This is a genomic window from Secundilactobacillus similis DSM 23365 = JCM 2765, assembly GCF_001311075.1.
Lineage (GTDB): Bacteria > Bacillota > Bacilli > Lactobacillales > Lactobacillaceae > Secundilactobacillus > Secundilactobacillus similis.
Genome location: NZ_BBAD01000093.1, coordinates 1 through 12,396, shown reverse-complemented (window position 1 = coordinate 12,396; position 12,396 = coordinate 1). Strand labels below are relative to the sequence as shown.

The 12,396-nt window shown below is 48.2% G+C and carries 10 protein-coding genes; 1 reads left to right on the top strand and 9 read right to left on the bottom strand.

The features are described from left to right. Positions 1-89: 89 nt before the first annotated feature. The 8 genes from JCM2765_RS14435 to JCM2765_RS14400 all read right to left on the bottom strand — a co-directional run bounded on the left by JCM2765_RS14435 (position 90) and on the right by JCM2765_RS14400 (position 7,926). A complete protein-coding gene (locus JCM2765_RS14435; RefSeq protein ID WP_054737332.1) occupies positions 90-959 on the bottom strand; it encodes a hypothetical protein in 870 nt (289 codons plus the stop codon). Between the two features lie 81 nt (positions 960-1,040). Continuing rightward, the gene (locus tag JCM2765_RS14430) at positions 1,041-1,322 is read right to left on the bottom strand and encodes a hypothetical protein (protein WP_054737331.1); all 282 of its coding nucleotides are present in this window, start codon (positions 1,320-1,322) and stop codon (positions 1,041-1,043) included. A 188-nt stretch (positions 1,323-1,510) separates the two neighbouring features. Next, positions 1,511-2,755 carry a hypothetical protein gene (locus JCM2765_RS17645; protein ID WP_054737330.1) on the bottom strand — a complete coding sequence of 415 codons (1,245 nt, stop codon included), beginning with the start codon at positions 2,753-2,755 and terminating at the stop codon, positions 1,511-1,513. Between the two features lie 756 nt (positions 2,756-3,511). After that, complete coding sequence (locus tag JCM2765_RS14420; RefSeq protein WP_054737329.1) at positions 3,512-4,114, bottom strand: hypothetical protein; 603 nt, start codon at positions 4,112-4,114, stop codon at positions 3,512-3,514. A 2-nt stretch (positions 4,115-4,116) separates the two neighbouring features. Beyond that, positions 4,117-5,424 carry a coiled-coil domain-containing protein gene (locus JCM2765_RS14415; RefSeq protein WP_054737328.1) on the bottom strand — a complete coding sequence of 436 codons (1,308 nt, stop codon included), beginning with the start codon at positions 5,422-5,424 and terminating at the stop codon, positions 4,117-4,119. Between the two features lie 240 nt (positions 5,425-5,664). Then, positions 5,665-6,120, bottom strand: coding sequence for a hypothetical protein (locus JCM2765_RS14410; RefSeq protein WP_054737327.1), 456 nt, complete (start codon positions 6,118-6,120; stop codon positions 5,665-5,667). A gap of 187 nt (positions 6,121-6,307) precedes the next feature. Then, positions 6,308-6,904 (bottom strand): hypothetical protein, encoded by a 597-nt coding sequence (locus JCM2765_RS14405; protein ID WP_054737326.1) that lies wholly within the window; start codon positions 6,902-6,904, stop codon positions 6,308-6,310. Positions 6,905-7,239: 335 nt separating this feature from the next. After that, positions 7,240-7,926: a hypothetical protein gene (locus JCM2765_RS14400; RefSeq protein ID WP_054737325.1), complete on the bottom strand. Its 687-nt coding sequence runs from the start codon at positions 7,924-7,926 to the stop codon at positions 7,240-7,242. A gap of 399 nt (positions 7,927-8,325) precedes the next feature. On the opposite strand from JCM2765_RS14400, the gene JCM2765_RS14395 reads away from it, so the two are divergent. Next, positions 8,326-9,717: a hypothetical protein gene (locus tag JCM2765_RS14395; protein ID WP_054737324.1), complete on the top strand. Its 1,392-nt coding sequence runs from the start codon at positions 8,326-8,328 to the stop codon at positions 9,715-9,717. A 231-nt stretch (positions 9,718-9,948) separates the two neighbouring features. Here JCM2765_RS14395 and JCM2765_RS14390 read toward each other — a convergent pair. Further along, positions 9,949-12,396: mucin-binding protein (locus JCM2765_RS14390; protein ID WP_156301813.1), on the bottom strand; the 2,448-nt coding region annotated here is incomplete at its 5' end.

Genomic DNA, 12,396 nt, shown 5'->3' with positions numbered 1-12,396 from the left:
GCGGTCCAAGTAAAACTACCAAAAACCGGTAGTTTTACTTGGACCGCCCTTATACGCCACCTTCTAAACGCCTTGCTCCGCGCTCTGCTCTATAATGCCTGCTGAATCAACTGCAACGCCAACACCGCATAAACGATCCCAATCATCACCCGCTGCGTCCGCACAAATGTCCGGTACTCCAAGCGTTGCTGTTCTTCACTCTTAAACTCAAAAATATCGCCCATGACCTTCATTCCACCAACCGCATCTACCCGCATCAAGTATAGTGACAACAAAGATAACGTTTGGTCGCTATCTTGCACCTGCATGCCATGCTGATACAACTCTTCCAGTTCATCCGAACTCAGCTGCACTACCTGAGTATGGGCTTGGTTAATACGGTCCGCTAACGCTCGATACGCTGGTGCATTACGGTCTAAGTCAGCATAAAGTTTCGTATCGGGATCATCAGGATCACCGTTAGTTGGTACTTTCGGCTGCGCCCAGCTTGGTAGCGGATTGGCGGTATTTGACCAAACTGCGCCCCGAATCTTGGCTAGGATGATCAACAAGTAGCCTGATGTCGTTCGGACTAGCCGTTTGGGCAACGGCATCCGGTTGCGGCTCACGAACAGCACCGACATTGCGGCTAATCCGCCCCACAAAATCGTGAAGAAGACCATCGTGATCAAATCTTGAATCACGTGGGTGCGCACCAGCACAATGTGAGCGATGGATGGCAACCAGCAGACCATCAACGGCAAAATGAAGTTGATAAAGACCGTGGCACTGCTCATCAATCTGCCCTGCTTCGAGGTCAAGCTGTCACGAATCGTTTCAAAATACCGACTCATCACCGTCATCTGGCCCCGATAATCTTCAAACGGCACTAATAGGTGCCGCTGCACATAAACGAGGTAGAACACGGTCACCGCGTTCATGGCTAAAATGACGTATTTATAAGCAAGTTGACTGTCCATTAGTGCCTCCGTTTTTTTAATGATTAGGTCTATGGTAACGGAGTTGGTGGGGATTGGCAAACGATGGGATTGAGAACGGGGTTATTGATCTAAGTAGACCTTTAGCGCCTCGATTGTGCTAAACTCTGGCGAATCATCTGGAACGATGCCAAGTTCTTTGGCCTCGGCTAGTACTAATGCTCGTCTCGTTGTGTCGGTAACAACGTCTATTTCTGTCATAATTTCAAACGGCACTTTTCCTTGAACAAGTAATTGGCGAGCAGCAAGATTGACGTACTCGTCTATGCTTAAGCCAATTACGGCTAACTTTTCGATCAACGCTTGCTTTAATTGATCATCAAGATGAATGGCAACTTCGCTCAATAATGATTTCCCCTCTCTTTAGAACGCTTGCTCAAAATAACTTACAGTTGGCATTGTAACTGACTTTGCTGTTGTCACATACCGATTTAGCTCGTTCGCCAGATTGTAATTGTCCCCATCAGTATTAAATACTAAAAAACAGCCTTCCCCAAATGAGGAAAGCTGTTTTTAAATACCTATTTTAAACTTTACTTAGTAGCATAACGTGCTGTAACTGTAATGGTTGGGTTGCTCCCAGTCGTTGCAGTTGCGGCATCAATACCCGTATACGTGTAGTTACCAACCGTCAATAAGCCGGCACTTTCAAGGATACTCTTAACAGTATCAGCACTAATTGCTGAACCTGCAGCTACTTGATACTTAGCTTGAGAAGCAATGGCTCTAAGTGCAACTGTTTGATCATTTGATAAACTGATAATCTTGTCACCAGCGTTAGCAGCGGTGTGCAAGTTAATCGTAATCGTAGTGGTCTTGTTAGCCGTCGTACTTGATGAACTGTTAACGTAGAACGTTACAGTAGAACCAGCTGGGGCAGTTGAAGCTGAACTCAAGCTAGCGAACGAAGCAGAACTGTTGTTAGCCGTGTTGGCAGCAACGTAACCAGTTGGGATACCCTTCAAGATTGCTGAGAAGGCAGTCCCGGTCGTCAAGTTAGCTGATGCGGCAGTAGCTGAAGTTGCGTAAGTGCCAAATGGCATGTTCAACGTACCAACGCTCTTAGTGGTAGCTAAATCAACGTAGTTTACAGTGACACTGTTGGCAGTTGACTTCAAACCATCAGCGTAAACCCAACCAGTAACGTTGGCGTTCTTGTCGTCAACGACCTTGTAGTATAACCAGCCTTCACGCGTCTTAGTAGCCGCGTCAGTAACCGTAAAGGTATCGCCGGCAGTGTAGCCGCTCATGTCAGCCTTCTTAGCCTTGTATTGAGAGTAAGATGGGTTGACCCAAAGTGTGTTCTTAGTTGCATCAACTAAGGTGTAACCAGTCGTAGTCGTTGGCTTAGCAGCGGCTGTCATGGTGTCAGCAGAAGTGATCCCACCGCCAAATGCAGTGGTGGTCTTACCGCCGTAGATCCACCCACGGTATTTGCCATCAAATGACACGATCTTGTAGTAGACCGAACCGCGGTTCGTTGTTGCAACTTGGTAAGCGCGGAAGTAGTTTTGTGACTTCTTTGAGTTGCCTAAAGCTGCCATCGTTGACTTAGATGCAACGACACGTGCCCCTCTTAACGTACCAGCCTTCGTGTATAAGGCGTTGGTTCCGTTGGCGGTAACGTTACGGGTTTCAGGCGCCGTCGTCATCGTCTTGTTAGAAGTAACCTTTGCGTAGGTCTTAGCACTGGCTGTAGTGGTGGCTAAGGTAGATGCTGCCAAAACAGACACTGCTGCTAGGCCGAAATACAGTGACTTTTTCAATCCAGATTTCATGAAATGACACTCCTTTTTTATTGGCAAAATGCCGCTTGCTAACCCCTTGTTAGCTAACTATATTTTAACACTTTCGTTAATTTATCCATAGGAACGTGAGAAAAACTTAAGGTTTGAGAGTGCGGCGTGGTGGCCGAAAACAGGTAACGTTGACAGGCTTCACAATCTACCAGAAACCCCAAGAAACCCAAGTTCAAAACCAGCCGAAAACAACGCTGCCAAACCGCACATCGCCAAAACCACCCATGCCAAGCCAACCGACATCTCGCTAGATTGCCTAGTCGACATTTGCGTCCGTGCTCTCATCTAACTTTCGGATGCATCTCATTTAGATGATTACGCCTCGGAACTGCAAACTATCTAAAAAACAGCGAGTCATCATCAATCGTCATTTGATTGGTGGTGACTCGCTGTTTGGTTGAGATTTAATGGTTGTTTGAGGTCGTTTTTTTCCTATTTAGTGCGTGCATCCGTCAACTTGCATCTCTGTTACCGAATCTCGTTTGCACGGTATCCTTCGATTAGCGAGTGCTACTTGCGACGCGCACGACTACTACTTTGGTTTCGGCGCCGCTTGGGCTTTTGTTTTCCGCAAGTCAACCAGTTAGTGGAGCCTGTCCGCTCTTCCGCGTTCTGGCCACCGCGCCGAAATGCGCTGCGTAAGGCAAAGCGCTATGTGTAAGGCAACTTCAGTAAAACCGCTCAAAGCCCGAGCGCTTTCACTGAAGTCACCTTACACGCCGCGCTCTAACCGCCTTACTCCGCGCTCTGGATGACCCCCATCGTAACCGGCATATTCCGCTGATCAATCAAACTAACATTAACCGACCGATCCAACCGCTCAATGAGTTTCAATTCCGTCTCGTAGTTTTCCGCGAAGTATTGTTGTTCACTGAACGCATCCGCCCACGCGACCAACTGATCAGCAGCAACCGCCGCCTGCGTCACGACACCGGCAACGCTGCCTTGAACCACCCCGGCCAACTGGCGGTAGTCGTCATTTTCAATGGCGCCGACCAACAAGCCGGTATTTTGAAATTCATTCGCTAACCACCACTGGTTGAAGCCGTCCAAATCACCGAAGGCCTGTACCTGCATGCCCGCTGGGTTCAGCACTTCGATTTGGCTTAGCTGATCATCCGAATAGTGCACCGTCAACACACCCAAACCGTTTTGACGGTAGTACTCGTCTCGGTCCAACTTGCCATCCTCTTGGTAGAAGCGGTTCGCCGCTAGTACCCCAGCTGCGTTGACCGTGCTTTCTTCCGTCAACTGGCCAGCCTTGTAGTAGCCAATGTAGGCGATGTTGGTAGCATCATCGTTGTAATAGCGCACCTTAACTTCCCATTGATCGGCCAACGTTAACGTCCGGACACTGCGGTCATCGTTCCACGTATCATCACGGGATCACTTGGCAAACTAACCTTAGCGCTCAAGTCACCTTCGTGTTGTAAATCATACAACGGACTGTGAATCTTCAACCGTTCACTATCGATGCCTAACGCATCCGCCCACTTAGCTAAATGCTCGCTGAGGTCAATCGCAAAGGTCGCCGTAAACAACCCTAACTGCTTCACCCCGCGCCGCAACAACAATTGCGCCGCCTGCTTCACAACGGGGAGTTGGTCAGCCGTAAAACTATCCATGTCAAAAATAACTTCAGTATCCGTATCCATCATCAACCCATTGACTGGTACCGGCACGGATAACCAGTCCCGAATATCGGCATTGATCTGGGCTAACTTGTCATTTTGTTCACCCAGTTCACGCTGTAGCTGCGCGGTTTGGCTTTCAGCATCGGTCAACTGTTCACTCAACGTTTCAATTTGTTGGTTACGAGATTCGTTGGCCGTAGCAACCTGTTCCTGCAAGGTTTCGCGCTGATCATCAAGGGCTTGTTGTTGCTTTTGCGTTTCCATTAACTGGCTTCGCAATTCCTTCAACTGCGCCTTAACTTGATCCCGTTTTGTTTCAACTTCAGTCATCATTTGCGTGGTCTTATCGAGTTGTTGCTGGTTGTCGTCAATTTCCTGACGGTATTTGTCAGCCAACGCCACGATCTTCATCGGGTCAGTTTCGCTTTTAAAGGCTTCCGAAATTTCGGCTTCATCCGCCTGCAACTTCTCCTTGCGCTGTTGCAGCACCTTTAGCTCATGCCCCAACTCGTTGACGTTTGCCAGCACACTGCCGATTTGGCCCTGTTGCGTGTTCACGTCAGCGTCCAGCGCATCCTGTTGTTGCTTGAGGTCACCCATCGCGGCCTCGCCCTCAGCTTCGGCCTCATCCTGCAAGTGGTTGAGGTCCTTAGATACCGTAGTGCTGGTTTCCTTCGCCGTTGCTAATTTAGCCGACAAATCAGTCACCTGTTGCTGAACCGTTTCCTGTTGCGTAAACAACAGCCGTTGCAGCACTTCTCGACTCGCGTTGTAGTCCTGCGCAACCGCCGCTAAGCGTTGCTTGGCACTGACTAAGGACGAAACGGGCGACACCGTCGTTGGCCGAGCAGCTGGACGCACCCGGTCGTTATTCTCAGTTGCGTGCCGGTCCTCTGATGAACCAGTTGGTTGCGTCGGCGTTACCGTATTATTAGTACTAGTGTTGGCCGACCGACTACTCCGCAAGCCAGGTTGCGGCTCCGGCTTACTTTTAAACATATCACGAATCCCCATGGCGATTCCTCCGAACTTTCTGATAAATTCCTTACCTTTAAACATCCCACATTTGGGGGTGGGGGTCAAGACTAGAAGAGCGGAAATTAACCCGGGAGACCACTTTGTTTTAATACTATGTAGTTTTCAAAATCCATCATCCTAACAAACACTCATAACAACAATCGTCTCATTCATGACTTATCCGCTATAGTCTTTCACTGACACCCGCCATTAACGGGCATCACTAACACGCCAAACCTACGAATGGTCTGGTCGCTCATCATCAACGTCGCCTAAATCAGCCAGTTCTTTCTCAAAATCAATGGTATCAAAGTAACTGGCCGGCTTTGACTGACGATTCTTAGGCGTTGACTCTTCGCCCTCGTACGGTTCCGGAATCTCGCGACCAACGGGTTTCTGCATGCCATAGTTACCGGTGTCCTCAAGCGCCTTGCGAAAGTCATAGTCATCATACTCGCCATTCGTCCACGGGTTATCATTTTTCAATTTATGCGCCAACTCGTCAATCTGCCACCCACCATTTTCATCCGGTGCCTTAAACAACAGGTCACCATTGTCCTGCTGAATCAGCAAAAACTCAGCTCCCTCAGCAACGGTCGCATTATCCGGTAAATCTACTGAAAGCCGATTTCCGTTTTGTTTGACAATTACCTTACCGATTGTTTCACCAGTGGTTCGTTTGCTACTTGCCATGATACCGAGACACCCCTTAACTAGATTGAATTTATGAATCAAGTTCAGTATAGCTGGTACGACCCGAATTGGCGTGGCATTTGCCTACACTTTTACGTTTTTTCAATTATCAGCTAAAAATAGCGAGCTGACTTCTCAGCATCGAGAAGTTACCCGCTATGACGTTATTTTCAATTGAATAGGCGCATTAATCCACACCCTCATACCCAAACAACACGGCCATCTTCATATAATCCACCAGCTCCGGCCCATTCGCAATGCCATCCGGCATCACGACTTGAACGCCGTCGCGTTGAATCTCAATCTGCATCGGTTCCGGGTCCTGATCGTTAACAAACACCGTGAAGCGATCCGCATCATCGCCGTTTAACAGTCGAAGATAATCGACCCGCGCAAAACTCAGCATTTCAAAGAAGTTAAACTGCTTTTCACCATCAATATTCAGATCGAACTGGTCCAGCGTAGTCGCCCCCAGAAACGAGGCGATCATGTTAGCGTACTGCCGGTCACCCTCGTCCAAAATCGGAAAATCGCCATTAGCCAACTTAACCCCGGTCTGGTAGACAAAGTTGCCCAGCACCCGAGGGTCAAATCCCGCCAAGAGCTTCAACTGACTTCGCTGCCCTTCGAACTCTTCCAATAATTCGCCAGCGGACAGCAATGTCCGGTGCGCCAACTGATACAAGTCGGCCACCGACATCTGCTGATAGTCTAAATGATGGGTCATCAAATAATCCGTAACCTCTGAAATCCCGTAAACAAAGAGTTCTTCGTGTTCGTCCATCTTGGTCTATCTCCTAGTTGTGATTTAGCAACCATCCGTTGCCTTTTTGCAACCCTTTTCACTCCTTATTTTACGCTGTTCGTCCTTAAAATGATATGGCTAGGGCGGGGAAATTCTGGTTAGATGACGGGCGTTAAAAAAGCGAGTGGCTGATTGGTTTCAGCTACTCGCTTTTGGTTGGTTATCTAGTTACTGTTCATTACTGTCCTCGAGCCGAAACGTGCTGCACGAAACTGAGAGCTATGTATAAGGGCAACGAGCTAAAAAGGCCAAAAACCAGGCCTTTTCAGCTCGTTGCCCTTATACGCCGCTCTCAAAGCGTTTCGTTCCGCACTCTAGCCATTAAACGACTTCGCCAAAGTTACCAAGTCACTGGCCACCTGAGTATTGACAGTATCCTTGATCTTCGCTTGAACATCGCTATCAGTTGCTGGATCCTTGTAGTTCTTACCAGCCGCGATGCCTTCTTGGTATTCTTTTTGGACGTTTGCGTTCAATTCATCCGTGTAGTAGCTCGTCAACGTTGGCTTTGCGTATTGGGCAAACTTAGTTGCGGGAGACGTCTTAGTCTTCGTAAACGTGTACGCCGTTCCCTTGGTGCTCAATTGGTGGACGTTGACCCCTTGATAAGTGAGGTAACCACGGTACTTCGTGCTACTTTGCTTATACAACGTAAACTTATAAGTCTTCCCCAAGTTCCCCTTGCTGTCGATTGCCCGGTACGTCGTCGTTAACGTCCGGTGCGTCTTACTCAACTTATACTTAGCGCTCACAACCCCAGTTGATAAAGCTGGCTTGCTGAAGTCGCCAAAAATCAGGTAGTGAACAGTCCCCTTCTTGTTCTTCACGGTCTTCCAGTGGAACGCATATTGCGCCTTCGTACTATTGAAGTAACCAGTTGGTTTGTTGATTTCACTCGCCGTAAACTTGGTTGATGATGCTTGGGCTGGTTGGATCGTCGCAAGGGTTACCCCTACAAATGCCGCTGCGGTGACCACGATGCCTGTCAGTGCTTTTTTCATTATCGTATCCCCCAAAATGTAACGTATTAGTGATTATATGAGAAGAATATCACGTTTAGTAAGCGAATACAATTAGAATCAACGGTTTACCAGCCTCATATTTTGACAAAATTCAAAATTTGATGAACCAGAGTGCATTTACGGGCGATTTGACGATTATTAGTCACTTTTCTACCTATTGTATGATTGCGTAACCAACCTTTGACATGTCACCTTATTAAGCTAATAAAAGGGTAATTATTCGTTAATTATTCCAATTACGTTACTATTTTTACAAAATTGAAATGTTAAATTAATCATAATGTTTGACAGTTGTCACGGGTTAGATGTTATTATAGCTTCAACACCAGTAATCAGATATTGGTGTACATATCTCACAAACACAAAGGAGTCTGTCTAATGAAATCAGGACTAAAGAAATCCCTTTATTTAGGGTTAGCTGCTGTTTCCTTCGTTGCCGCTGCCGGTGCAGCTTCAACGACCGCATCTGCTAAGACTTATGCTAAAATCGCTTCAGGTTCAAACGTTGCTTTGACCTCTGACGCTACTACTCGTAACGTGACCTTAACTGGTAGCAACGCTTTATACACTAAGGCTGGTACTTTAAAGGGCGCTAAAGTGGTTGCTACGACCACTACCGCTAAGAAGTTAAACAGTTCAACTTCTGGTAAGGCTAACTTCCGTGCTTACCGTGTTGCCAAGACTACTCGTGGCTCAGTTTACTACAAGGTTGTTTCCTTCGACGGTTCATACCGTGGCTGGATTTACGGTGGTAAGTCAACTTCTGACTTTGGTGGTGGGATTGCTTCATACGCAACCACTAAGACTGCCACTGCCCCAGCAAGCGACGCAACTTACAAGTTGAGTGCTGCTACTAGTGACACTGCCAACACCTTGTTCTTCAAGGAACCTTCATACACCCAATACAAAGTTGGTCGTGCTAAGGTTAACGGCACTGTCTTAGCTTTAACTAGCGCCTACAAAGATTCTACCTTTACTTTCGGTGCTGCTAAGACCACTTCACGTGAAGGCGACACTTACTACCAAGTTGCCTCTGTTGATGGCTCAACCACTAACGGTTTAGTTGGCGCATGGGTTAAGGCTTCTAACGTTAGCCAAACTAACGCAGAACCTACTGCAACTTCAGCCAACAGTGTAACTGTCGTTTACCGTGATTCAAACCGGAACGTCATCTCAACTGCTACTAAGAAGTTCATCGCTAAGTCAGGCACTTCTACTGCCGAAGGTCAAAAAGTTAGCGGCGACACTAACACCGCCGGCCAAACTTTGACTCAATTCGGTGAAGCTAACTTACCATCAGGCTACACTGCTACTGATGAAACCGATGCTGCTAACGCTACTTACGGTGGTTCATACTACGTAACCATTGCTAAGGCCGCTACTTCAAAGGCTTCATTCTACTACATCAACTCTGGTTCAGCTGCAAGCACTGCCGCAACCTTAGCTAAGACCGCATTCTCTACTGGTGCCTATCCTTCATTGACTACTGCCGTTCAAACCAAGACCTTTACTGGTACTGATGGCAGCACCTTTGATTTCGCTAACTTAGCTACGGCCTTCACTGGCACTACTGACGGCGGTTACTACGGTACTTCATCATCAACTGGTAAGGTTTACTTCTACAAGTACGATGCTGATGCTACTAAGGCTAACAACGCCTCAACTGCTAAGTACGGTGACACCATCAAGGTTGTCTTCGATCGTACCGAAGTAGCTGCACCTACTAACACTACAACTACTGATTCAGGTAACTCAAACTACGCTGAATAATTAGTTTCTAGCATCAAGCAAACGCATCACAAACTTATTCAAGTCTTGCATGTGTCAGACCACAGTCATTAAGTGACTTGGTCACCAAACTGAACAGCGCCACCATCCGGAAAACTTGCTTCCGGGTGGTGGCGCTGTTTTTTGTTATCTGATCAGCACTCCAACCAAACAAAAAGAGTGCCACCCACAAACAAGGATGACACTCTCAATCCAATCTATTTCAAACGAACCCTAATCCCGCTTCTTCCGCAAACCACTCAACCCCAGTAAACTCAACATTCCAGCCAAAGCCAATCCCATCACAGAACCAACCCGACCATCACGTTCAGCCGTTTGAGGCAACCGTTGCGCGTCAGCGTTTGAAGCTTGACTACCAGCAAGTCGACCAGTTAAAGCCTGGCCATTGGTAGCTTCAATGTTACCCGTAGCCGTACCATTAGAAGCCACGGTTTCAGGCGTCTCAGCGTCTTCACCATCAACCCCAGCAGCCGGTTGTTCTTCAGCCCCTGGTTGCTCAGTTTCAGGCGTCGTCTCACCACCAGGTTCAACCACCGTTGGCTGTTCAGCTTCCGGCGTCGTCCCCGTCGATTGATCCGTGCCAGGTTGCGTAACGTCAGTGCCGCCCGGTGTCGTCGTACCACCATCACCAGCCGCAACCTTCTTCTTGTAGATCACCTGCACGGTCGTATCCGCCAACTCACCCTTCGTCGCCGCTGGGTAGTTTGCCGCAACCACGGTCGGCGTTGCCACGTAGCCTTCAATTACCGGCGCATTAACCGCATCGTAACTCTTCTGAGCTGTCGCCACCTTATCGCCAGTCACGTCATCCGTCGACACGTTCCAAGTAATCGTTTCATCAACGCTAGGTGCCATCGTCTTGCCGTCCTCATCTGTAAAGGTCACCGTTTGAGTCGTCTCAGCCGTTGAGTGCGTTACGTGGTGGGTCAAATGCAGCTGGTAAACCTGCGGCGCAGTCGAATCATCATCAAACGTGATGACTTCCGGAATATCGTTGGCGGCAACCACATAGTTCATCGCCGTGTATTTATCAATCAACGCCTGCGTATCGTACGTTGTGGTGAAGTCTGGGTAGCCGGTCAACTCGGCCGTTTCCAGCACATCGCCCGTGACATCGTCAACCGCCTCAATTGTGACTGGTTGCTTGTCTGGCGCTGCGTAGACGTAAGTCACATCTTTCAACTGCGTGTAAGTTTCAGGATCAGTAAGCACCACGTTACCGTTAATGTGAATCCCGGTTTTCGCAAGGTTGGCCAAGAAGCCCTGATAGACGTCTGGACTAGTTGCGTCCTCCCCGATGCCGGAACCGGCTAAATCATCCAAAACCGCCTGACTCAAATCGGCACCCGCCTCGTTGGTATCTAAGAAAGCCCCTAACGTTTCAGTGGCTACTGGCAAGACAAGCTCGTTGTCAGTCCCCTCATTCAAAATCAAATGCGTTACCGTAAAGTCACTATTGAACTTCAGCGTTAACGTTGTTGGGACACCGTTCTCACCATTACCAGACGTCAGCACGATTTTCTCAAGGTTAGTGGTTGGTAACGTCACGTCACTCGCCTGGTCAGGCGTCACCGTCTGCGTTGGCTTAACCTGAGTTTGATCCGCATCGTCGTAAATGTAGTTGGCTGTAATCTCGGCTGGGACAGTTTCATAAATAGCGTTCATCAAAGTCGTTGGCGCAACCTCAATGGCAGCCCCATTTTCATCAACGCCAGCAACCAAAGCGCCCGTCTTAACTGGTAACGAGTTATTCGGATTCAACTGCGAACCATCAACGGACCCGTCAGCAGGCGCAATCTCATACCCAACGTAGCGGTAGTTGACACCATCATAGCTGATCGTCATATCAAGCGGCACCGTGGTGTCCTTGTCGTATACGTGCCAGTCAACTAATGGCCCGCCACCCATATCAAACGGTGTGATCTCGTCAGTTTCGGCATTCTTAATGTAAATTGCGATGCCAACATTGGCCTGACCATTAGAAACGGTTTCGTTACCGCCTTCATTCTGACCAGGTAGTGGCGTTGACGCATCCACCGTATCATCAATATGCTTAGCATCGTTGCCAAAATCAGACATCGCTTGCTTGTATAAGTCCGTCAACTTATCCAACATCGCCTGATTAGCATCAGTAGCCGGGGTTTCAGCAACCGCATCTTGGTCATAAACGTACGTCACCTTAGTGATATTCGGCGAAAGTAGCGCCATGCTGTCCTTACCATTGAGATTGGTGTTATCAGGATCCACCGTCCCATCCATCCGAATCCCCATGCTACGTAAATTCTGCTGAATCGTAGCGCCGCTTAGAGTCGTCACACCGTTTTGACCCAAAACTGCACTTAACACATGATTCTGCGTATCCGTGGTATCTGCCGGTGCTTTATCAGACGTCACCGATGCACTACCATCATCTTCAAAATTGATGGTAATCGTGTTTTCTTCATTCAGAAGTTGCATATCCTCAATTGAGCCAGCCATCGGACTCGCCACTGTCAGGATGACCTGTTTTGGCGAACTTGTGGCCCCAGTTGCATCTGAGCCATCTAAATAAACGTGATCAACTTCAACCGGTGCCTTACCGGTTGGATCAGTCGTTACTAAATCGAGCAGCGTCTTACGAACCGTTATCGTGAACGCATAATCTTTAACACCATCCGGGTC

Excerpts from the sequence above, each read along its gene's own strand:
- JCM2765_RS14395 (WP_054737324.1), top strand. The coding sequence starts at position 8,326 with ATGAAATCAGGACTAAAGAAATCCCTTTATTTAGGGTTAGCTGCTGTT.
- JCM2765_RS14405 (WP_054737326.1), bottom strand. The coding sequence starts at position 6,904 with ATGGACGAACACGAAGAACTCTTTGTTTACGGGATTTCAGAGGTTACG.
- JCM2765_RS14410 (WP_054737327.1), bottom strand. The coding sequence starts at position 6,120 with ATGGCAAGTAGCAAACGAACCACTGGTGAAACAATCGGTAAGGTAATT.
- JCM2765_RS14415 (WP_054737328.1), bottom strand. The coding sequence starts at position 5,424 with ATGGGGATTCGTGATATGTTTAAAAGTAAGCCGGAGCCGCAACCTGGC.
- JCM2765_RS14435 (WP_054737332.1), bottom strand. The coding sequence starts at position 959 with ATGGACAGTCAACTTGCTTATAAATACGTCATTTTAGCCATGAACGCG.
- JCM2765_RS17645 (WP_054737330.1), bottom strand. The coding sequence starts at position 2,755 with ATGAAATCTGGATTGAAAAAGTCACTGTATTTCGGCCTAGCAGCAGTG.
- JCM2765_RS14400 (WP_054737325.1), bottom strand. The coding sequence starts at position 7,926 with ATGAAAAAAGCACTGACAGGCATCGTGGTCACCGCAGCGGCATTTGTA.